General features: G+C 52.5%; 12 protein-coding genes. 9 read left to right on the forward strand and 3 right to left on the reverse strand.

The features are described from left to right. Nucleotides 1-491: 491 nt before the first annotated feature. The 4 genes from P8N76_21680 to P8N76_21695 all read left to right on the forward strand — a co-directional run bounded on the left by P8N76_21680 (nucleotide 492) and on the right by P8N76_21695 (nucleotide 5109). A complete protein-coding gene (locus P8N76_21680) occupies nucleotides 492-1865 on the forward strand; it encodes a mandelate racemase/muconate lactonizing enzyme family protein (GenBank protein ID MDG2384295.1) in 1374 nt (457 codons plus the stop codon). A gap of 61 nt (nucleotides 1866-1926) precedes the next feature. Then, nucleotides 1927-2640 (forward strand): hypothetical protein, encoded by a 714-nt coding sequence (locus P8N76_21685; GenBank protein ID MDG2384296.1) that lies wholly within the window; start codon nucleotides 1927-1929, stop codon nucleotides 2638-2640. A 10-nt stretch (nucleotides 2641-2650) separates the two neighbouring features. After that, complete coding sequence (locus P8N76_21690; GenBank protein MDG2384297.1) at nucleotides 2651-4078, forward strand: sulfatase; 1428 nt, start codon at nucleotides 2651-2653, stop codon at nucleotides 4076-4078. 44 nt (nucleotides 4079-4122) lie between these two features. Then, on the forward strand, nucleotides 4123-5109 hold the full coding sequence (locus P8N76_21695; protein ID MDG2384298.1) for an amidohydrolase family protein: 987 nt from the start codon (nucleotides 4123-4125) through the stop codon (nucleotides 5107-5109). 11 nt (nucleotides 5110-5120) lie between these two features. Here the strand turns inward: P8N76_21695 and P8N76_21700 are convergent, their stop codons facing one another. Beyond that, nucleotides 5121-7688 (reverse strand): hypothetical protein, encoded by a 2568-nt coding sequence (locus P8N76_21700; GenBank protein ID MDG2384299.1) that lies wholly within the window; start codon nucleotides 7686-7688, stop codon nucleotides 5121-5123. A 354-nt stretch (nucleotides 7689-8042) separates the two neighbouring features. Continuing rightward, nucleotides 8043-8405 carry a cupin domain-containing protein gene (locus P8N76_21705; GenBank protein MDG2384300.1) on the reverse strand — a complete coding sequence of 121 codons (363 nt, stop codon included), beginning with the start codon at nucleotides 8403-8405 and terminating at the stop codon, nucleotides 8043-8045. Nucleotides 8406-8749: 344 nt separating this feature from the next. Between P8N76_21705 and P8N76_21710 the strand changes: the two genes are divergently transcribed. The 5 genes from P8N76_21710 (at nucleotide 8750) to P8N76_21730 (ending at nucleotide 23227) form a co-directional block, all read left to right on the forward strand. Continuing rightward, entirely contained in the window at nucleotides 8750-15541 is a 6792-nt protein-coding gene (locus P8N76_21710; protein MDG2384301.1) for a lamin tail domain-containing protein, read from the forward strand. Beyond that, the gene (locus tag P8N76_21715; protein ID MDG2384302.1) at nucleotides 15528-16160 is read left to right on the forward strand and encodes a c-type cytochrome; all 633 of its coding nucleotides are present in this window, start codon (nucleotides 15528-15530) and stop codon (nucleotides 16158-16160) included. Before P8N76_21710 ends, P8N76_21715 begins: the two co-directional genes overlap by 14 nt. Before the next feature lie 330 nt (nucleotides 16161-16490). Continuing rightward, a complete protein-coding gene (locus P8N76_21720; GenBank protein ID MDG2384303.1) occupies nucleotides 16491-18698 on the forward strand; it encodes a hypothetical protein in 2208 nt (735 codons plus the stop codon). Between the two features lie 299 nt (nucleotides 18699-18997). Further along, complete coding sequence (locus P8N76_21725) at nucleotides 18998-20722, forward strand: cytochrome c peroxidase (protein MDG2384304.1); 1725 nt, start codon at nucleotides 18998-19000, stop codon at nucleotides 20720-20722. 117 nt (nucleotides 20723-20839) lie between these two features. Next, nucleotides 20840-23227, forward strand: a complete 2388-nt coding sequence (locus tag P8N76_21730; GenBank protein ID MDG2384305.1) for a CRTAC1 family protein — start codon at nucleotides 20840-20842, stop codon at nucleotides 23225-23227. 77 nt (nucleotides 23228-23304) lie between these two features. Here P8N76_21730 and P8N76_21735 read toward each other — a convergent pair whose 3' ends face one another. Next, nucleotides 23305-24804 (reverse strand): oligosaccharide flippase family protein, encoded by a 1500-nt coding sequence (locus tag P8N76_21735; GenBank protein ID MDG2384306.1) that lies wholly within the window; start codon nucleotides 24802-24804, stop codon nucleotides 23305-23307. Nucleotides 24805-24958 lie beyond the last annotated feature (154 nt).

Raw genomic sequence — 24958 nt, forward strand, 5'->3', positions numbered from 1 at the left:
AAGCGTGACGACAGCCATTTCCGCAATTCGGTTCCTAGGGCACCTCCTACCGAGCGTTCCTCATCCCGCCTAAGCAAGGTAGGCCGTCGCAACTCACCGATGCAAAACAGCCTCTCCCGAGCAGAGGAATACTGGCATTCGACTCTCCCACCTCCTGCTCAACTCCCAACTCATTTCAGCAGTAAGGGCGCATCCCCAGAACGGCTCAGACACCGAATTCACCGAATTCATCATCAAAGAGCCAGTGCAGTCATACGAATGGCATGCTCTAATTTGGTCAAGTCAGTCGTTTCATCTTGCCTTATAATCGGTTGAGTACCGATCAGATTAAACGACCATCAAACACCTTGAGGATTCCAACCCTTACAAGCCCTCAACAAGATTTCCGCCAGGCTGGGCATCATCGATGAGGGACTGCCACCGGGCCAATCCGTCCCGGTGGTTCGGTCGAAAACCAACCACCGATTCATCGCATATTTCGAGTCAAACTCATGCCCCATTTGCAAAACGAATCTCGGCGACGATATCTCAAAGCTGGACTACTATCGGCCACCACCGGTCCATTCGCTTGCTCAGTCGCGGCCCAGCATGACCAAAGTTTTGAGATCAAGAACATCGAACGCACCACGATACGACTACCCTATCGGACCATTCCGCGGCGAGCGATGGATCGCGAATTGCCCCACTGGCGATACGTCGAAATCTTCGAAGTGCAGCTCAAGTCCGGCGAGGTTGGGATTGGCGAAACTCTGCTCTTCTACACGTGGGGCGTCAGTAATGATGATGACGTTGCGCGTGCGACGGGAAAGAACGCAGCAAGTTTGATGTGGGATGACTCACTTGGGGCCGGTCTCCAGATGGCGCTATTCGATGCCGTGGCGAAGACCATTGGCGTCCCGATTCATCGCCTGCTGGGCCCACAAAGGCATGAGCGAACACCCCTGTCTTGGTGGAACATTGATATGGCTCCCGCAGACATGGCCGCCGAATGTGCGGAAGCCTACCGACAAGGCTATTTGTCATACAAGACAAAAGGGCGTCCATGGTTTGATCTCTGGCAGCAGATCGAATTGGCTTCGCAAGTGGTGCCTGAAGAATTCAAACTGGACATGGACTTCAACGACACGCTGCTTGACGCCGACCGCGCGATCCCAATTTTAAAGGAGCTGGAACGCAATCCGCGCGTGGACATCTATGAAACTCCGATACCGCAAAGTGACTTGGAGGGCAATCGACGAATCTGTGCTGCCACACGCGTCAATGTTGCCTTGCACTATGGAACCCCGGCTCCGATCGTGGCTGCCGCCGAGAAAGCCTGTGACGGCTTTGTGATTGGTGGCGGAGCAAGCAGTCTGTTACAGAGTGCGGCAGTTGCAGCCACCGCGGACCTACCGTTTTGGTTGCAATTGGTCGGCACGGGCATCACCGCGGCTTTCTCACTCCATTTCGGTGCCGTTTGCAGCCACGCAACCTGGCCAGCTGTTAATTGCCACCAACTTTACCAGCATGATCTCCTCCAAGAACCGATTCGAGTCGAACAAGGATATGCACAGATCCCAACCAAGCCAGGCCTCGGCTTCGAAGTCGATTGGAACGCGATTCGTCGCTATCAAGTTGCAAAACCGAACCAACGGCCTGACCCGCCCCGATTGCTCGAAGTGTCTTGGCCCGATGGACGACGTTTATTCATCGCCAATAACGGCAAGGTCAACTTCGTCCTGACCGCAGGCAACCGTAGCCTCATTCCATTTTTTGAACGGGGCGTTTCAACGCGACTAGTCGCCAACGACGGATCGACCGAATGGAAGCAGCGATATGAGCGAGCTCGCAAACAACCATTTTTCGACCAATCAACGAAACAGTGAGACCGTATGATCGACCCTCCCTCTGCACTTGTCGTAGATCCCTGCTGAAATCGGCTACAGCATGAAAAGTCAGCGTCAATTCGGCATCACCACGCTTTTCTTCGTGATTGCGATCAGTGCTGTTGCCTCGCTGTGGGTGGCAGTTTGGCTTCGACGTCGCGAAGCGATGCAACACAGCTGGAAGCCTTGGAACAAATCATCCGTACGAGTAACGGTCGAGACCAATGTTCCACAACATACGTTTTCAGATGACGGCGCCGGTGTTGGGACCCGCACTCAATCGAATGCGAACAACAGCCAATCCATCCATCAACCTGTGCCCATCGACGTGGAGTCACTTCGAAATGTGCAATTGTTACGTTTTGACAAAGCACATTTCAACGACGAATCGATCGAACGTTTGAGTTCGGTGAAACAACTGTCGGATCTGCGCATCAAAAACTCACGGATACCACGGAATACGATCCAACAACTCAGGGATTTACCGTTGGTTCGGCTGGACCTGGTCCACTGCAGTTTGACGGACAGTATGCTCGAAGGCTGTGAAGACTTGCAGCGGTTGCAAATCCTCTACTTGGTCAACAACAAGCTTTCGGATGACTGCGTAGCGAGACTCGTCAAATTAAAACAACTTGAAAAACTGGATTTACGCGACAATCAAATCAGCAGCTCGGCGTTAATCCGATTAAAGTCCGGCCTGCCACGATGTACAATCGAGTCAGGCCAATCCAAATCACCCAATGATGCCCCACCTGCTCGGACCCAAATCCCGTAGAGGCGATGTAATGCCACCAAGACTGAGACCTTTGATCGGTTTTTTATTGCTGTTTAGCTGTCCGATCGCGGCGGCCCAGGATCGGTTGAACGTGCTCCTAATAACCGTCGACGACATGAACTGCGACTCAGTAGGTGTCTTCGGTTGTGGTGTTGACGATATCACACCCAACATCGATCGACTCGCCTCGGAAGGCATGCGTTTCGAACACGCGCACGTGACGATTGCAATCTGTCAACCGACGCGTGCTGTCTGGATGACTGGACGGTATCCTCACCGCAACGGAGCCTTAGGCTTTGACCCTATTCACGCGGACGTACCTACCGTGCTCGAGATGCTCCATTCGGCGGGCTACCAAACCGGCATTCTGGCCAAGGTAAACCACGTGGTACCAACACGAAAAACGGCCTGGGATGTGATTGTTCCCGCTTCCGAATTGCAAGTCGGCCGAAGCCCCAAACGGTACTACGAGAGCTCTCTTGCCTTTTTCCAACAAGCCAAGCAATCCGACAAACCATTCTTTTTGATGGCGAATTCCCAAGACCCACACCGTCCATTCGCTGGCAGCCAGCAAGAGAGCAACCGGATACGCAACGTAAAACGGCAAGGGAACGATTTTCCTGGAACGAGTCGGAAATACCGTGCAGAGGAGGTCGACATCCCTGGCTTTCTACCGGATCTACCCAACGTACGACGCGAGATGGCCGAGTACTATTCGTCAGTCCATCGAGCAGATGAGATTGTGGGATCGGTGCTACGCGCTTTAGAAGAGTCGGGGCTTGAGAACCAAACGCTTGTGATTTTTCTCTCCGACCACGGCATGCCGCTCCCGTTTGCAAAGACCAATTGTTGGTATCACTCCACTCGTACACCTTTGATCGTGCGTTGGCCTGGTGTAATCACAGCGAAGAGTCACGATCAGCGGCACGTCGTGTCTGGCATCGATTTAGCTCCAACCATTTTGTCAGCTACCAATCTCCCTCCGATCAAAGCTGCAGATGGTCGGTCATTTGAAACCATCCTCCAAGGAAACCAACAGTCGGATCGCGAATTCGCAGTCACCCATATCAACCGAACCGCCGGAAAAAACAACTATCCGATGCGGAGCATCATTGACTCACGATTTGGCTACATCTACAACGGTTGGGCGGATGGAGAGACACGCTTCAAGAATGAATCTCAAAGCGGGTTAACGATGCAGGCAATGCATCTCGCCGCCAAATCGAATCCAATCATCGACAAGCGAGTTCGGCATTTCGTATTTCGCACACCCGAAGAATTTTACGACTACGAGCAAGATCCGGACGCACGAGTAAATCTGATCGATGACCCGCGACACGAGCAACGAATTCAACAGCGGCGTCTCTTGCTGCGAAAACACATGGAAGAAACCGGTGATCCACAGCTTGAAGCCTTTCAGCAGCTGATTCAATCCTAACTCAAGACAAACCGATTACCGGTTGTCGCCTGGGAGATTTTCAAATGCAAACAGCAGAACGACGTCAGTTCTTGAAGCAAACAGCCGTATCCATCGTGGCCGGCGCAACGTGGACCCGATCGAGCGCAGCAGCGCAAGCGGAGTTATTGCCGATTGTAGATACCCACCAACACCTCTGGGACATGAAACAGTTTTCACCACCTTGGTTACAAGAAGCCCCCAAGGCGATTGCCACGCCCCATGTAACGTCGGACTTTGTAACGGCGACCGAGGGACTGAATGTGGTGAAGGCGGTCTACATGGAAATTGATGTCGCCCCGCAACAGCAAACAGCTGAAGCAGCGCATGTTATCGCCCTATCAACCAACCCCAGTCATCCCACTGTGGCAGGCGTGATTTCCGGACGCCCGAACTCACCCCAGTTCGCCGATTACATTAAGCAGTACCACAATAGTCCTTACATCAAAGGCGTGCGCCAGGTCTTGCAAGTCGACAGCACGCCTGCTGGATTCTGTCTCCAACCTGAATTCACCAAGTCGGTTCGGTTACTGGGCGAGTTGGGAATGAGCTTTGACCTCTGTATGCGTCCGATGGAACTTTCCGACGGCGCCAAACTGGCAAAACGCTGTCCCGGAACTCGCTTCATTGTGGATCATTGTGGCAACGCCGATCCCAAGGCCTTCCTGACACAATCTCAGCAAACCGAGCCAGCTTGGCACGACGTGGATGCGTGGAAAAAGCAGATGGCGATGCTTGCCGACTGTGATAACGTCGTTTGCAAGATTTCCGGCATTGTGGCTCGAGCCCCCCAAAACTGGGAAGCAGATCAATTAGCACCGATCATCAACTATTGCCTTGATCGTTTTGGTCCCGATCGCGTGATGTTTGGTGGAGATTGGCCCGTCTGCAAAATCGGCGCGTCCTACCGAGATTGGGTCAACGGTCTAAAAGTCGTGATTGCAAATCGGCCCAGGAAAGCTCAGCGACAACTACTGCACGACAATGCGATTGAGTTTTACGCGTTGAGCTAATGACAATCGATTCATTTCCTCGCCCGGGAAGCGACGTTCGCTTCTTGAGGTTGGTCAGGGGGATTTTTCGGTCCGACCGAAACACCAACCCAACCATCGCGGACAACAAATTGCGTCACCGATAGATTCTTCAAGCGAGGATCCGTGGCGAGCCGACCGCGAATCAGATTCAGACGATGGTTGCGAGCCATGACTTTGGTGAAAATTCCTCGCAAGGCAATTTGATCACGGAATCCAAGTTGCTCACTAATGAGTTCGATACCACCCTCGCGTTCCAAGTTGACATGCATGGAAACAACATCCGCCCGATACCGTCCCCGCACGACGAAGTTGCGCCATTTCCTCCGCGGCGTCGAGAGTTCGGCGAGCCGAATCGTGATCAAAATGCGGTCTTCTTCGAGATCAATTTGGATCGGACGGTCTTCACCCAAACGCAACTTGACGCCCTCCGGAATGTCCTCATGAATATCAGACCGTCGAATATCAAGCTTTTCCGACATCCGCTTCATCAGATCTTCTAGCTCGATACGTTGGCCGTCGAGGTCCAATTGCTCAAGCAAATTATTTGCGGCCGACTCGTGAAACTGGAAACTCAACACGCTGTCACGCAGGGCTCGGGGTCGAGGCGTGTAGGCTGCCAATTGGGAGTTAGCTGCCAATCGGCACCGCATTAAGATGCGTTCCTCGGTGGTACGCATTTCAATCGCACTCGGATCCAGCTTCAGCTTATCCAAAGGTTCCAGTACACGCTGTTTCCATTTGAGTTCGGCTCCTGAAATTTTCGCTTCGAGTGTCTCATCCAGACGTTCTCGAGCCGCACTGGAGACGCTGTTACGAACGGTTGATTGCATTAGAGCCCGATTGTCGCGTAGTTCGTCAATTGCCAGCTGCCGCATCAACCATCCGATCAAAGGAACTTCGTCGTAGTCGGTTTTGAGTTGAGTGACTCGGGTCTTCCCAGCAGCCGTGGCCGTCGCTTTTTTCCTCGTGACTCCGCGACGACTGACCATCAATTCCTGCCCGGCAGCAAACTTAGCACTGCTGCGGGAAAAGAATCGAACCGGACCCTTTTGAGACAAGGTACGTGATCGCGTGCGTCCGGAAGCGACAAACCGCAAACGAATCTGCTGATCGTCCTCAATCAACTTGACGCGTAGTTGGGTCCAAGTGTTATTACTTCCCCGCACCGAAGCGCCTAACACCGTGTCGTTGACACTCTCTTGGATGGGCTCCAACACCGGCAGCAGATCGTTTACCAACTGCCCCGTAATGGCAATCCGTACATTGGCGTTCCGATAATGCGTATTCAGAACCCCTTTTAGCTGGTCAGCTTCGGACGTGTTGGCCCAGCGCAGATCGTCCATCGCCTCCATGACTCGCTCACCCAGATGGGCCGATCGAGAGGCTTCAAACTGCTCAATCGTGCGGGTAATTTGCGGATAATCCTGCGTGACCTGCGCCCAAACCTGCAGCTGATCCGCGAATTCCACGAAAGGCTCAGAGCTCAAGAATTGACGCTGCCGATCTGACATACGCGGATTCGCCAGTCGTTTCAGAACCAGCCGCGAGGTTGTTTGTCGCACGGCCGGATCGGTAACCCAGGTGGAAGTCGCAATTTGATTAAGCTTATCCAGCTCGAGATAGGCTCTCCAGCCAGCTGCCCCGTCCCCCACATCGAATTTTTCTTCCGCTTGCTTCAGAACGGGCAAAATACCAGAAAGGTTCACAGCAGGAGCCGAAACGGGTGATTGAGCCAGTCGATGGACGGCTCGCCAAACGGCCACACGACGTTCGATGCCATAGGCAATCTGACGCAGTAATACTCGATCCGATTCGGCCACAGTCTTTTCGACATGCGGCAGGACCTCAGCCAGTTGTCCCAAATCATCAAGGATCGATCCAACGTCGGCACTTGCCAGTTCGTCAGTCGCTTGCAATTTCCACAACAAGTCAATCGCCGCACTCCGCCAAGCTTCGACAAGCGGCACGTCGATGCAAACTTCATTCAGACTACCAAGCAATGACGTTGGCTCAGGCCACTCGCTTGGTAACTCGACCAACTTGCTCGGCTCGGACTGCCGATTCTTACTTGGTAGCGACGATGATACATCGTTGAGCTCAAAATCAGTAAAATCCGGTGAGTCCAACAGCGAGCCAGACGTGTTGTCTGTAATCAGTGACCGAGCCTGATTGGAATGGTCACCCCCACGAATCGCATCCGCTTGATCGTCGTGGCCCGCGAAATCCTCAGCCGTAAATGGCGTCGCTTGGTCTCGTAACGGCTCAATCGTGACCCGCTGTGCTACGATCGGATTCATCGGAGCGACATGAGGACGCAGCCAGTCTGGATTGAAATCAATGTGAATTCGACTCGGCAGCGAGACCGCTGGCGGGGCGGATACGATCTCGCTATCTTCCGTCTCGTGATCATCGTTGTAAAAAGTTAACTTTTCCGTCAGATTTTGACGTTCTGCATCATCCAAAGAACGCCACCAACGCGGCGAGACAACTGCGACCAAAAACAGCGCAAGCACGAGCATCAAGTGAGGCCAAGTCAATGTTCGAGGATATGGTTCCATCTTGGTTTCCAATTTCCTTGGTGAGTGCCAACTCACCTTTCCCCTCAACAGCAAGCTCATTCATTCCATTTGTCTAGAAATCGGCGCATGACACCCTTGAAATCGATCCCGAACGACTGGGGACGACGGCGAACCAGAGATTGCGTTCCGAATGTTGTTCCAATTCGGATTGAAAGGGACTTTCCGGAATATCTGAACTAGGCAAGATAGCGAATCTCTAGCCGGGCAAGTGGCCCTCAGCGAACGTTACTCGCTCGACAGGATCCCCCCATGCGTCCCATCATTCGCTCCTCGTACCAGGCGCATGCTTGCCAATCGTCAAGCACGGCCGCATCGAGGGCCGAGTCCGCCAGGTTACTCCACCAAGATCGTGTCGTCGTGTTCGTAGGGAGGCGCACAACAACAAAGAAAACGCAATTCTTGTTCACCCGAGTTTAAGATCGTGTGAATGGCTCCTGGCGGAATCGCAATGGCATCGCCAGGCCCCACTGTTTGAACATCGTCGCCAATTCTCATCTCAGCCTGCCCCTCCAAGATGTAATAAATCTCTTCTGTCTTTTCATGAAAATGAGGGGTCGTCGCACCACCGGTGGGCAGGCGGGCCTCCGCTAAGCTTTGCTTGCGAATACACGAGTTTCGATGCGCAAGTAATTCGCGAATCTCCGAGCCGTCAGCAGTAATAAAGGCTGCAACGCGATCAAGATTGACTACATCCATTCAAAGGGGCTCCTTTTTCGGCAGGTCGCATCCATGAAATCGTAAGCTCTACACCTATCCACCGCCTAGTTTGGTTGACGTAACCAATCTGCACAATGGCCAGAGGCAAACTGCCAGCGCCACAGCAACTGAACAAGCTATTAGCTTTCAATGGCAAGGCAAAATCCTGAGAAATTTCATTTTGGCAACGAGGAAGTTCAAAATTCTGTCGCATCTGATCGGCCATGCGTGTAGATTAGGTTGCTCATCGGGCAGTTGGTTCTTCCTTCATGGCCCCCTGCTTCATGGCCCCCTGCTTCATGGCAACTCATAAATTCTTTCACGATCCGATTTGGAGACTTGGAATGCGCTTCTTTGGCTGGTCCCAATTCATCAATAACCGTAGCTACGATCACCAACCCAGAAAGCCGCTCACTAAACGACGAGAGCGAGCGACCGGTTTAGAGGCACTGGAAGATCGGCGCGTCTTAACAAGCGTGCCCGTGATCAGCGAATTTTCAGCGATCAACGAGTCCGTGCTGGAAGACATGGATCGGGACGATCCTGATTGGATCGAATTACACAACGCGGGTGACAGCGATATGTCACTCAACCGTTGGTATTTGACAGACGACGCGGATAACTTGCAGAAATGGCGATTTCCAAACGTCGCTCTTGATGCGGGTGATTACCTGGTAGTTTTTGCATCCGGAAAAGACCGCAACACCGAAGGTCAGGAACTTCACACCAATTTCAAATTGAGCGGCGAAGGGGAATACCTGGCTTTAGTGGAGCCGGACGGGGCGACAATCGGCTTTGAATACGCCCCAAATTACCCTGACCAAATCACGGACGTTTCCTTTGGAATTCCGACGGGCATTAATCCCACCACTCTCATCGACTCCAACGCAGTGGCACGAATTCTGATCCCAACAGATAGCAGTTTGGATCCAGCGGAGCCAGAAGTTGTGCAGGGCACTTGGCTGGATCCCGATCTGGATGACAGTACGTGGATGGCAGGGAAAACGGGCGTGGGTTACGTGCCCCCCAACGAGCCGGTCACATTGGCTGATTCGGTCGCTGATTTTTCTGGATTGCAAAACCAGAACAATTGGTACTACGGCGTCTGGAACGCTGACGGCGCCTATTTACAAAACGCCTTCAACACCCTCAGCCCAGATGTTTTTGACGCGAACAATAATCTGTGGGACTCATCACCAAATGGCGGAGGGGCACAGATCACCGCCGAGGGAGGGCTTCCCAATTCGGTCAATTTGGGTTTTTTCACAATTACGAATTGGTCGTTACGTCGCTGGGTAAGTGAGACGACGGGCGAAGTCACAATCTCTGGAACGCTCAACAACGCGGACTCCGTCGGAGATGGTGTGATCGGTCACATTTTCGTCAATGGGGAGGAAGTCTATCAACAGGCGGTTAACGGTTCTAGCAGCGACTATTCCATCACGGTTGATGTAAAAGTCGGCGACAAGGTCGACTTCGCTATCAACCCGGGAGCAGCTCGCAACGTGGTCGGCGATGCGACAGTTTTCACATCCCAGATCGTTGGTAGACCGTTTGTGGAAATACCGCAGGTCGAAGTCGCCAATTCCTCCGAAGACTGGTCCAAAGTGGGCCTCCAAGGTCAAAACGGTTGGATTTACGGAGTCTACGAAGCCACCGCTGATGCAGACAATTCCTACAGTGGGGAAGAATTCCAAGCATTTTCAGGTGCTGCCTGGACAGGTCGTCGTTATGAATCGCCCGTTTCCGGAGTCGAGACGGAAATGAGCGCTTCAAATATGTATCCGCACGCGCAAGATGGCTTGGTTCAGTGGCCCATTCGACGTTGGGAATCAACCCTGGATGGCAACCTATCAGTCGCCTGGAGCGTTTTAAAATCATCCTCCGATGGCGACGGCGCCGTGGCGCGTGTGTTTCATAACGGCGTCGAGGTCGATCTGCTGGAAATCGATGGGAGCGACCGTTCTCAAGCGGACCGAGTCGTTAAAATCCTCGGAGTCAAACGAGGTGACTCGATTGATTTAGCGATGGATCCCAAAGGACCTGGACAAGCGGTAGCGAATGACAATGGCGATCGTTTACGCGGCTACATGACGATTGCTCGCTTGCCCAATCTTGCCGACAGCATCACCACGAACGTTCGCGACGCAATGCTAGACGTCTCGTCTAGCGCCTACCTGCGTATCCCTTTCCAAGTAGAAAGCATGGGACAGCTCGACACAATTGAATTGAACATGCGGTATGACGATGGATTCGTGGCCTACGTCAACGGACAAGAGGTAGCATCGAGTAACAGTCCGGACGTGATTGGATTTGATTCAACCGCCTCTGACATTCGAAGTGTGGAAAACGCAACTCTCTACGAATCATTCGACATCACGGATCGCCGAGATATTTTTCGCACTGGTGAAAACGTACTGCAAATCCATGCTCTTAATGCGACAGCGAATGACGAAGATCTGCTGATTGCTCCGCAACTCATTATTGGGACACTTTCCGTACATCCTGAAGAACGAAGATATTTTCCACTACCCTCACCGGGTAAGCCCAATGGATTAGGAGCTGAAAAACTGGGACCTTTGGTGCTCGACGTCGAACAATCCCCGGCTGCGCCTACCGCAGCAGACCCGATTGTCATCACTGCGACGGTTGCCCCCACCTTCGATAGCCTCAATTCTGTCGAGTTAAATTATCGTGTCATGTTCGAAGACGAAATTTCGATGGCGATGGTAGACGACGGGACCGATGCTGACGCGCAAGCCAATGACGGTATCTACACCGCTACCATTCCGGGTGCTGTCGCCGAATCAGGCCAAATGATTCGTTGGTATGTGACAGCTCAGGACGTGAACAGCGTGGCCGGCAGACTTCCCCTCTTCTCCGATCCAAAACTATTGGAACAGTACAAAGGGACGGTCGTCGACGCCGATTCCATTGAGACTCAACTACCCACTTTCCATTGGTTCGTGGAAAACGCCCGACGAGCCACTTCCGGTGGCGGTTCAGGAGCTCTCTACTACGAGGGCGAATTCTATGACAACGTTCGATTTAGTGGACATGGCCAGTCATCTTCTGGTTTCCCCAAGAAGAGCATGAACGTTGACATGCCAAACGATCATCGGTTGCTGCTGCGAGCCGATTTACCTCGTATGGAAGATTTCAACTTTCTGTCCAACTACGCTGACAAATCAAAAATGCGCAATACGTTGGGTTACGAACAGCGAGCTGCCACCGGAGGTGCCCATCACCTAGCCTTTCCAGTGCGTTTACAGCACAACGGTGAATTCTTTGCGGTCTATGACTTTGTCGAGGATCCGGATGAGCGATGGCTCCGACGCATCGGGCTGAACGAAACCGGCTCGCTCTACAAAATCTATAACACCTTCAATTCACCCTCTAGCGCGGAGAAAAAATCGAGGAAGTACGAAGACAACCAAGACTTGAAGGATGCAATCGCAGGCATCAACCAACGAGCCATCACGGATGCCGTTGACTTTATCTACGACAACGTCAATCTCGCTCAAATGGCCAATTATTTAGCTGGCTTTGTTCTCACCTCAAACGTGGATTGTTGCCATAAGAACTACTACGCTTACTACGACATCGAAGGAACGGGCGAGTGGTGGTATCTTCCCTGGGATGTTGACCTAAGTAACGGTCGCACTTGGGGGGGGTTTGGTCGGGCCTATTTCGACGACACGATGTACAGCGAACGTGGGCTGTTGATGGGTAGCAACAATAGCCTGATCACCCGACTCTACAACAGCACACCCGGCTTTAAGGAAATGTATTTCCGGCGCGTCAGAACGCTCATTGATGCCTATGTGAAACCTCCAGGGACCGCCCGTGAGGATTTACCCCTGGAAAGTCGCGTCGACGAATTGGTCGCGTTGATGAAGCCCGATGCGGACTTGGACAACGAAAAGAATCCGGCAGACTGGGGCCAGATTGGCTTCCAAACCTTTGACCAAGCCGTCCAGATTTTGCTGGAAGAATACGCAAAACCAAGGCGAGAGTGGCTTTACAACACGCAGGTCAAAGCCGACACAGCGGACATTCCCGTGATTCTTTCTGGTGAAGCAGGTTCTGTCATCGGCACCTATTTTGTGCCGAAAGATGGCTCGCTCGGCAAGTCCTGGACCGCTTTTGATTTCGATGACAGCAATTGGAAATCCGGTCCTGTCGGCTTCGGCTATGAAAACAATCCCGATGATTTCGCCGATCTTATCAAGACAGACACCAAAGCCGACATGACAGGCTCCACGTCGGTCTACACCAGAATTCCTTTCCAGGTTGAAGACCCGGAAGCGCTCCCAGGTCTTTCTTTACGAATGAAATTCGACGATGGATACGTTGCCTATATCAACGGCGTCGAAGTCACTCGCCAGCGATTACGCCAAGATGAACCTACTTTCGATTCCACAGCTCGATCGCGTTCCAATCGATTGGCGGTGGAATTCGACAATGCGAATATTTCTGAATTCCTGCATCTGCTGCGACCCGGCGAAAACATCCTCGCAATCCAAAGCATCAACTCATCCGCCACGGGTAATGACATGTTGATGCTTCCCGGACTCGTGGGAGGCGCGTTGAGTTCAGGGGAAGGACAAATCCCAACGGCGCAAATCGGAAACCCAAAGATTGACGTTGGCACGATCGAATTTAACCCCAGCAGTGGAAATCAGGCAGAAGAATACATTCAGCTAATCAACAACCATAAGTTTGCAGTTGACATTTCAGGATGGCACTTGGCCGGAAACGTGGAACACACATTCGACCCAGGCACAGTGATTCCCGCCGGTGGCAGCTTGTATGCTACGCCAAACGCCAAAGCATTTCGGGCGCGATCCGAAGGCCCTTCCGGCGGAATGCGATTGTTCGTGCAAGGCAATTACCAAGGTCAGTTACCCAATCTGGGCGGCAACCTTCAAATCGTCGCAGCCGATGGTGAAGTCGTAAATTCGGCAACGTTCACGGGAGAATCGACATCCGTTCAGGACAATCTACGTATCTCTGAAGTGATGTTCAATCCGCTCAATGCAAGCGGCGCTGAACTGGCCTTAGACAACAGTCTGGTAGCAGATGACTTTGAATACATCGAACTCGTCAACATCTCGGAAACCGAGACATTGGACTTGCGAGGCGTACATTTCAACGAAGGGATTGTATTCACCTTTAATGATGCAACCGTCACCGAACTGGCACCCGGCAGCAGAACGCTACTCGTGCGAAATTCCAACGCGTTTCAGATTCGCTACGGAAATGACCTCCAAGAGATGATCGCAGGCGAATTCGCTGACAACAGTGGACTTCGCAACAACGGCGAGATCTTAACACTTGTCGACAGCGTTGACTCTACGGTAAATCAATTTAGCTACGGTGTCCAAACCGATCAGAGCTGGCCTTCACGAGCCGATGGTCGTGGCAGCTCAATCCAAGTCACCGATTACCATGGCAACTACAATGACGGTGCCAACTGGCGTGCGAGCAGTGAAATCCACGGGTCTCCCGGAACTGCTGGAATTGACCCGGTCGATGGATTGAAAATTAACGAAGTGCTTTCAAGACCAGCCGATCCGGCAGTGGATCAAGTCGAACTGATCAACCCCACTGGCCAACCAATTGACCTGAAAAACTATTATCTGAGTGACTCCAGCAACAGTCTCGATTCACTAAAACTATTCGCCCTTGGCACCGGTAGTATCGAAGCCGGTGCTTATCGGGTTTTTGACGAACCACACTTCAACCCAGGCAACGGCGAAAACGCAAATGATTTCGCCCTGAACGGTAGTGAAGGCGACCAACTCTTCCTGACTTTTGGTGATGAGAATGGCCCGACACACTTCGCTGACAGCGTTCAATTTGGCGCCGCCGGCCTGGGTGAATCGTTTGGGCGTACACCCAATGCTACAGGTGTACTTGCCCCCATGCTGAAAACCACAATGGGCACGGCCAACAGCGATCCGCGAGTTGGCCCGTTGGTGATCACCGAGGTCAACTATCAGCCGGCAACGCCTTCGGCCGACGCTCTCGCGGCATTTGATCAAATCACGGTCGACGATCTTGAATTCATCGAAATCCACAATCCCACCTCGGAAACGGTCAGTCTGAACAATTGGCGAATCCGACGAGGCATTGATATAAATTTTGATGATGGCACTGCGATTGAGGCGGGTCAAACCTTGGTTGTCACGTCGTTCAATGCAAATCGAGCAGACAACGCTGCTCGCACGGCAGCCTTCCGAGCCCACTATGGGATCGGCGAAAACGTAACACTGCTCGGCGGTTACGCCGGCCAACTCCGAGACCTGGGCGAAGGGATCCAATTGCAACGCCCCGATCAACCTGCACCGGACGACCCCACCTCGATTTCCCACTTGCTGGAGGACGAGTTGATTTACAACGACGTCGCCCCCTGGCCCACCAACGCACAGGGAACGGGCCTGACTCTGACTCGTACCTCCATCAACGCATTCGGCAACGTACCGGAGAGCTGGATCGCGACGGAAGCCTCACCCGGTGAAATTGGTGATGTACCGGGTGACGTGACTGGCGACGGAATCATCGACGTCGCTGACATCGATGCCGTCTGCGTTGGTCGTCGCACGGCTGATCTGCAGTTTGACGTAAACGGCGACGGCAAACTGGATGAAGCCGATACCCTCATGCTCGTAAATGACTCACTCGGCACCAGCGTGGGGGATATCAACCTCGATGGCGCCTTCGACTCGAGTGACTTGGTTTTGATTTTCCAGGGTGCCCAGTTCGAAGATCAGCTCGCCGACAACTCGAACTGGACGACAGGAGACTGGAATTGCGATGGTGAATTTACAAGTGAAGATTTGACATACGCCTTGCAAAAAGGCGAGTATCGCAAGCAAATCGAGCAGGCGCCTGTCGCAGCGGTTGCTGCCGCAATCCTGAATCGCAACCAAAACGAGTTCGAGAATGTCTCGACGATTACGAATCGAGGGACGCAGCCCATCGTGAGGCAAACACTCAATCAAGAGCGACTCGGTTTTGCTCAGCACGACGCCATTTTCGAAGCAGACGAACGCGAGTTCCAACTGGCAGCAGAGAAGAATAAGGAAGTCGCTGATGACTTGCTGAATAGTCTGACCGATGACACCTTCTAGTCAAACGCAGACAATGGGCGTGTTCGTTTTTACGATCGCCGCCTTCCTGCTGAAAAGTCCGCCTCCTATAACGACGGCTCAAGCCGCCCAGGATGGAAAGTCAGCCCAAGAGACAGTCTGGACTTTCGACCAACTGGCCGCGGACATTTCTGCCTTGCAAAATCCATCCTTCCAACAGGGCCAACGCTTGTACCAACAGGCCAAATGCTCCGCCTGCCATCGCATGAATGGCCAAGGCAATGAGTTTGGTCCGGACCTCGTCCAACTGGACAACAAATGGAACAGTTCGAGAATTCTGAAACATGTGCTGGAACCCTCGATCGAGATTCACAAAGAATTCCAGGCTCACATCTTTGAGCTAAAAGATGGTCGCACGATCCGCGGTTTGATCGTCGCAGTCGGCCCTCGCTTTATCAAAGTCATTCAAGATCCACTCAAAAGTTCTCAAACGAAGCGTATCCAACGAGACACGGTGCGAAATCGTCAAAAGTTGGGAACCTCATTCATGCCGTCGGGACTCCTTAATTCTCTTTCGAGAAAAGAAATTGTCGATCTCATCGCCTATTTGGATTCTCGGGGCAACGATCAACACTCACTCTACCAACACGTTGTAAAATAGTTTGCGACAACGGACGAGATAATCGATGCTTCAAGTCGATCGGGTCCGCAAGCTGGCCGGCTCGATTCATCACACCCATCGATTCGCGCAACGGGCGTCATTCGTTGCCTGCCCGATCGATGGGCCTGTTTCGTCGGTTGGAAATGCGACCCATTTCGCTCTCTCATCGTGGAGGCGGTTCCCATTCTCAAGCACAATCCACAAGCTGAAGCAAAAATCCTTTGTTCCTGAAAGATTCCGCGCCGACACATTCACCAACCGTTGCGATCGGCTTGTATATTAGGTGGGTTATGATACCCCTGACCACGCTTAATTTTAGGGTGGAGCCCGATGAAACAAATATCCTTCGTTGCCCTGACGATCGGTTGGTTCTGCGCAACAAACGTGCTTGGCTCGGAAGCAATTCGAATCGCTACATTTGAGGTAGATGCTTCCCCCCCACTGCAAAGCCCCGTTGCTTATGCAATGGCACGCGAGATCACGGATCCACTCAGTGCTCGCGGTATCATCCTGCTCGGATCGGGCGAGCCGATTGTCATGTGTACTCTTGATTTCTTGGGCATCGGCAATGGCGGATACACAGCTTGGCGAGAACAACTCGCCCAAGCTGCCAAAACCTCCGTCGATCGGGTTGCTCTGCACACACTCCATCAACATGATGGACCACGTTGTGATTTTGACGCAGAACAGATTCTCGCGCAGCACGGCATGGCTGGCAAAAAATTCGACCCTGTTTTTTGCCGCCAGCTAATTAAAAAAGTGGCAACGGCGGTTCACGAATGTCTTCAGCGTGACCTTGATTCAGTAACGCACGTGAGCGTTGGGACAGGTCGTGTCCAACAAGTCGCCTCCAACCGGCGCCTACTAGGAAATGACGGCCGTGTCGAAATTATACGGTTTAGCAAATCGACCGATCCCAAAGCGATCAACGCGCCAGAGGGCGTAATTGATCCTTGGCTCCGCATGGTCACTTTCTGGCACAAGAATCAACCACTGGCGGTGCTGAGCTACTATGCAACCCATCCTCAGAGCTACTATGGCCAGGGCGATGTAACCAGTGAGTTTGTCGGCTTGGCTCGCAACAAGCGCCAACATGATTCGGGAGTACCCCACATCCATTTCAACGGTGCGAGTGGCAACGTGGCAGCAGGAAAATACAACGATGGCTCCCCACAAATGCGGCCTATCTTGGCAACTCGTCTCGAACAAGGGATGAAAGAGGCGTGGCAAGCGAGTCGACGTTTCCCTGTGACGAGCCAAGACTTTGATTGGCGGGTCGTTCCCGTGTCATTACCCGCAGCCGATTACCTGAATCGCGATCGGATCCAAAGTCGATTGAAAGACCCAAACGCCGACGCTCGCGACAAGTTGCGGGCTGCGAAAGAGCTGATCTGGCTCGAAAGAAGCAGTGTGGGTCAGCCGATTGAACTTAGTCGCTTAAAGATTGGCGAAACCTATTTATTGCATTTACCTGGCGAGCTCTTTGTCGAATACCAATTGGCAGCCCAGGCGATGAAACCCAATTCTTTTGTTGCACTCGCCGCTTACGGTGATGATGCACCAGGATACATTGGAACGGCGATCTCGTATTCGCAGGGAGGATATGAAGTGCAACCTGGAGTTTCACGCGTATCATCGGCTACCGAGCAAGTGCTGATTGATGCGCTCCAGCGCCTGCTGACCGATTCGCAAAGTGGCCAATTTTCTGCGGACGCAATCACCATTGACGGCAACTTTAACGATTGGTCCAACATCCCCGCTTACTTCGATCCGCTGTACGACACGCATGACACGGATCATTCGCAGGTAAGGGACCTACCACGTTACGTGGATCATCCCGACGCGGATCTGATCGAATATAAAGTCACCAACGATGACCAGAATCTCTATTTCTACTTTCGATCGCGAGGCCAAATTGGCAGAACCCAGGTGGAATCCAACCAAAGCCGAGCGGGCCGATACTATGCCATCGTGACCATTGACGTAGATCGAGACAAATCAACGGGCTACAACCTGCACGAAGGCGGGTATTATCCAACGAGCGACGGATACGACGTAAATGCTGAAATTGAATTTTTCGACGGAGAAGAGAATACGGCTCACTACCTGAACCAGGCAATCGACAATGAAGCCGACCTACGCCAATCGTTTCAAGAACAATCGCGCAACAAGTTTAAGGAGGACCGTGATGGTCCCTATCCTGCGGGCACGATCACGCTTCGGCCCGGCCACTACGATTACTACACGCAATGGGTCTATCACGCCGACAACCACTTAACCTTTGTGCGGGACAAGGGACCGGTAGTCCAAGGCATCGCTCGCGCAAAACGATCGAAACAGGGCTCGGAACTCGAAGCGGTCTTTCCGCTGAAAGGTTTCCTACCACTCCGCGACGGTCGGTTATTGATCTCACCAGGACAATCGATTGATCTCTCTTTTTCGCTTGAAGCGAGTGGCGAACTGGCACCGGGAGCCGAGTGGGCATCCGACACGGCCGTACCGATCCTAGGCTACCGGCTAAAAACTGCTCGCCACTGAAGAGGAGTTACTTTGACACGATACAGATTCAACTTTCCGAGGTGAATCACCACATCGGGATGAATCATCGTTCCAAATGAAACACGACCGCGGAACTCCTGTCGCCCGACCCGCTAAATCGACTGGTCGCACTGTTAGGATTGAACTAGGATACTTGAGGTGTCGTCGTGAGCCTGCTCCGATTGACAAACCGCCTATTTCAAACCGACTCGTTTAAGCGGATTGAGTCGCCTGTCCCGCAGGCAGCTGACTCGCCGAAACCAGCTCTACACAACCCTCCACTGCACGAGTTTTTCTTCATGAAGTATTTTGCTTCGCTGATCACGACTTACCTGCTGACAACGCCGTTGTTTGGGATCGAATTCGATCCCAAGCCCCAATTGAGACGACCTATCTCACTTAGCTGGGTCGATGCGAATCAGCTGGCAATTGGGAATCAGCTCGGCAGCATTTCGATTGTGAACCTGGCCGACCAGAAAGTCGTGGACGAAATAGTTGTCGCAGATCGGATCGCTGATCTCCACGCGATAAATGACCAGACGATCGCGGTCCTCGACGAGTCGCGTCACGCCTTGGTGATAGTTTCTCATCAAGCAGGCAGCTGGAGCGAGTCCGGTCGCATTGCAATCTCGCACACACCGGTCACGCTCGCTTTTAATCCGCGCGGGACCACCGCGACTGTCGCCTCACTTTGGTCACAACGTCTCACAGTGATTGACTTTCGAATTCCGACCAATCCTCAGATCATCCGGACCATCAACCTGCCCTTTGCGCCTCGAATCCAAAAGCATCTGAACGATCGTGAGGTGCTCGTTGCAGGCGCTTTTGGTGGCCATTTGGCGATCGTGAACTTCAAAACAGGCACCGTCGTCCGCCATCGAGAGCTAAACGCGTCGCACAATCTCAGCGGTCTTGCCTTGGTAGATGAAACCACGGCCCGCGTGCCACACTTGATGCTGAATCACGAACAGGCGACTACCGGTTCGAATGTTCACTGGGGAGACGTGATGTCGAATGTGGTGCGAAGCGTCGACCTGAACTGGTTTCGTTCACAGGCCGCAGAAGAGACGACGGCCGCGGATCTTTATTATCTGGGACATCCTGACGACGCCACAGGCGACCCTACCGGGATTTGCATCACCAAGGACCAACGTCAAATCATTGCATTTGCGGGAATCAACCAAGTGGGAATCAGCGATGTTGGTGCGAATACTTATCGACGCATCCCGGTTGGTCGCAGACCTGGTGCATTCATTCTCGACCAAGACCAGCGTCTGCTGTATGTGGCGAATCGATTTGACGACTCACTCTCCATCGTCGATGTCACTCGACGTCGAGAGATCAGTCGAATAAGCCTGGGTCCCAAACGTGACTTAAGCCTCATTGAGCAGGGCGAGATTCTGTTCTTTGACTCGACGCTTTCCAGTGACGGCTGGTTTAGTTGCCACAGTTGCCACACGGATGGACATTCGAATGGCCAGCTAAGTGACACCTTTGGCGACAACTATCAAGGCTCCCCCAAACGGGTAATGACACTGCGAGGCACCTCGCATACGGCACCCTGGGCCTGGAATGGTAAAGTGAAATCGCTCGAGGATCAGATTCGCAAATCGATTGAAACAACAATGCGAGGTGAAGCGCCAACCCCAGCTCAAACCGCCGCCCTCACGGCTTATGTTCGCACGCTGCCGGCAGCCCCATCTATCGCTTCCGCTCGCCGCGAACTCAATCACGTTACGATCGCTCGAGGTCGGCAAGTTTTCGAGTCACTTGGATGTGTCGATTGCCACGCGACAAATCACTACACGTCGCCCCAGGTTTATGACGTCGGACTTGAGGATTCGGCTGGAAACCGAGACTTCAATCCTCCCTCCTTGCTTGGAGTCAGTCAAAGACCACGTTTACTCCACCATCGCCGAGCAAAATCCTATCGAGAGGCTCTCCAGATCCACCCTTATGGCGAACCGGTTGAGCTTGACGCGGAACAATGGCAAGAGTTGACGCAATTCCTCAATAGCCTCTGAACTTCCATCGAGGAGAGGTCCGAGTCACATTCGTGAAAACTGAGTCTTCGCATGTTAGACTGAACTGTACTCGAAACGTAAGTCCCTCGCAGTATTTCCTGTCATTAGCGTATCTCCATGTTCCATCGCGTTACAGTCTTGTCTCTGTTGGTTGGATCGGTCTTCAGTTTGACCTCGTGTGATCGGAAATCCGCACCAACGGGCAGCTCACAGCCTGCCAAGCAAACGACTGCTGGTTCAAAAGACGAAGCAGCTGCGTCACTCTCACCAAAAGTCACAAAGACAGCAGAAGTCAACAAAAATGTGTTGGCATCCCAACGGAATCAACTTGACGAAACCGTCTGGAACAAAGAGGTCATCGCGCAGCAATATGAAATGGCGCTAGTGAATCTTTGGGATGCTTTACTGGACCAGAGTCGCTTACCAGACGGCGATGAACTGTTTGTGTTACAGCATCTCCAGTTCGAGACAATCACGCTTGGTCATGCAGGTGAAGCACGAAGACTCGACCACGGAATCTCAATTTCACCTTTGGATGCCAACGCAAGTCAAATCCTTCCGACTGACTGGAAGATCCTGGTCGGCAAAGCACGCGATGATGGCTATCGCCTCATCCAATCCGAATGGCACCACGCGGCATTCGATATCGACGAAGACGGTAAGGCCAAATCCACCATATTCATGGCTCTATATGCGACAAACGCGATAAAACAGGAACGGTGCGTTATTCGTGGCAATCTTATCGTCGACTGGCAACCCCGATCTGACAGCCAATCGATTCCCATCGCAGCGTCGATCGACGCAACCAGACTCGAGCGACTGTCTCGCACAGGCCCTGGCGGATTCAGCAAGATTCTTACCGTCGACCATACTCGACCCGATACGCGTTCCGGTGTTCAACCGGTCCTGGCACATGATTTGAACGGGGACGGTCTATCAGAGATCCTGCTTGTCGGCAGCAACGAATTACTCATAAATCAGGGGGACGGTTCTTTCCAACGAGAACGCCTCTGCCTTCATCGAGAACGAGTCTTCGAAACGGGAATCGTTGCGGAAATGACCGGCGATGGATTACCTGACTTGGTGCTTCCGGGAGTCCGAGGTGATCTACTGCTTTACGAGGGGCAGCAGAGCGGACGCTTCACAAGCCCGCCTATCGGAAAAGCTCGGCAAGGCGGTCCGTTGGTCCAACCGCAAGCGATGACCGTGGGTGACGTTGATCTGGACGGGGATCTCGACCTTTGGATCGGTCAATATAAGATCGCTTATATCGGCGGACAAATGCCCACACCGTATTACGATGCCAATGATGGATTCCCTGCTTTTTTACTACTTAACGATGGACAGGGTCGCTTCAGTCCAGCCACCGAAGAATCGGGCTTGGCCGAAAAACGTTTCCGCAGAAGCTACGGAGGCTCATTGATCGACCTCGATACGGATGGCGACTTGGATCTCTTGGTGGTCAGTGACTTTGCCGGCGTTGATTACTACGAGAATGATGGCCGGGGCTATTTCCGTGACGTCACGGATGACACTTTTGACGAGCGCCACTTATTTGGGATGTCAGTATCTTTTGCCGACTTCGATTTAGACGGTCAGACGGACATCTTCGTCACAGGTATGGCCTCGACCACAGCACGCCGTCTCGAGCACATGAAACTTGGCCGACGCGATCGTCCGGAGATTCATTTAATGCGTTCACGCATGGGCTATGGGAACCGCATGTATCTCGCGAATGGAAACCGATTCACGGAACCGACTTTCCGAGATCAAGCGGCGAGAACAGGCTGGTCTTGGGGTTCAACTGCCTTTGATTTTGATAATGACGCTGATCCAGACATCTACGTTGCCAACGGCCACAGCAGCGGAAAATCAACGAAAGATCATTGCACTCATTTTTGGTGCCACGACATCTACGAAGGAGACTCAAAACCCAACAAAGCAACTCAGGAACTATTTCAAGAAGTTTTGTCCGGCTATTTTGATCGTTCGGAATCTTGGGACGGCTACCAAAAAAATGCGTTGTTGATGAACAACGATGGCCAAGCGTTCGAAAACATCGCCTTTCTGCTCGGCCTTGGACACGAGTTCGACGGTCGAGCGGCAATCAGTGATGATATCGACGGCGATGGACGAGTCGACTTGCTTGTTGTGGAGGACAAATGGAACAACGGCCAACGTCTTCACATCTATCGCAACGGACTAGATACTGAAAACCACTGGATTGGCGTTCATCTGTCAGACAAAGTTGCAGGGCACAGTCCCATCGGTTGCCGCGTTACACTTTTTTGCGATGACTATTCGACGTCCGACGTAATTGTCGCAGGCGACTCCATTCACGCGCAACACGCTCCCACGGCTCACTTCGGCATCGGAAAACGAGATAACGTACAGGCAATCGAAGTGACATGGATCGACGGACACAAGGAAAGAATCGACAATCCGGCGATTGACCAGTATCATCGCATCAAGCGCAGCGATCCCTCTTCGCCATCAAATGAGTGATCCTCTTCAAGCCGACTCGGCAGATCGTTGCAACACGATTGGCCGCCAGTTCACAAACGGACGCATCAGCTTCCCAACTAAGCAGGTAGGAGTCTCTTGGCTCTCAGCAAAGCATCTTGCCACACATCGGCCGCCAGCCAACGGATCAAGGGAAGGTAGACAACGAGACTGACGATGGTAATGACTGCAATTTGAACCAGGTGTTGAATCGTTGAATGGGTCGTCAACACAGGCAGGGCCAAGTAGCCGATTGCAGTGGCGATCGCCACCGCCACGATGGAAACTAACATGGGCAGCACAATGACTGACGCAAAGCGTGACAGCACATGACCGTCGGGGCGCATGACTACGAAAAACTCAAGAGTCGTCGACAAGGTATAGAATACGGCAACAGCAATCGACAAACCAAAGGCCGAGCCTAACCACGTCCCCAGGATTGTCAAAGGAAAGAACAGGCAAATGGAGAATGCAGAAAGAATCATATGTGTGCGAAACCGTCCCTGAGCTTTGAATAAGCTCGCTACCGGCCAACTCATTGTCCGGATTGTCATTCCCAAACACATGATCTGCATAAGTGGTATTGCTTCGTACCACTTCGGCTCAAAGCACACCTTCACAATGGGATCTGCAACGCTTGCCATTAGGAGACAAATTGGGAAGCAGACTGCCGCGATGAGTCGGGCGGCGCGGACGAATGCCTTGAACTGTTTGCCAGACTCTAAGGACAACTGACTCAATGCAGGAAATAGCACCCGAGCCATCTGAAAGGTCAGCAGAGACATCACATGTCTTGACATCCGATAGGCAAAGAAATAGACGCCTACCACCGTCAAACTCGCAAAACGCCCCAACACAACATAATCGCCCTCCTCAATGACCCACATGAAAACCAACGAGCCCACGACCATCACACCATCGTTCAACAAATATTTCCACCTGCGGACCTGTGGTCGAAATCGAATTTTTATCGGCGCAAAACACCAGCAGAGAATAAGGTGCCCGATCGATGTAATAATGGCTCCGTAGGCAAAACTGAAGGCCCCAAACCCCATCGATGCAAATGAAACTTTCAAAACAAAATCTAATGTTGCGACCAGCATACCGATAATTGCCAGTTCGCGAAAACGCATTTGAACTTGGAGTTTTGCCCGATTGACAGCGCCGGCTGCACTTATCGGAAATACAATCGCCAACGTGCCAATCAGCCGAACAAGTGTCGCCGGATCATCAGTACGATAGAAACGAGCGGCCACCGGCGCCAAAAGCAGGGTGAACAAAAATGCCAAAATTCCGATCGTCGTCGAGAGCCAAAACCCAACACTGGCCCAGGTATTGAAGGAACGTTGGCGAGCAACTAACACCTCCAGCACACCGGCTTGGTGAAACATTGCGGCGAAACTGTAGACCGTGAGAGCGAGTCCATAGAGTCCAAATTCATCTCGGAGCAGAAGTTTGGCCAGGATCAACTGTAGAACCAGCGCAGCCGCTTTGACGTAAATCGCTTGCCCGGTCATCAACACGGCAGCATGAGATGCCCGATCACCTAACGAGGTCTTAGTTTGCCGGTTTGCAGGCATACGCTGAACATTTTCTATCGACAGGTCAAGCCAAAGGTGGCAGCAAGCGAATCGCCAAGCATCTTTCCGTGGGCGATGCCGAAGACATCAATCCTGAGGCCCTTCAATGCGGAAGGCTGAATAGATGCCTCAATCTTTGCCGTGCGTTCGGTCG

The sequence above is a fragment of the Pirellulaceae bacterium genome (assembly GCA_029243025.1).
Taxonomy (GTDB): domain Bacteria; phylum Planctomycetota; class Planctomycetia; order Pirellulales; family Pirellulaceae.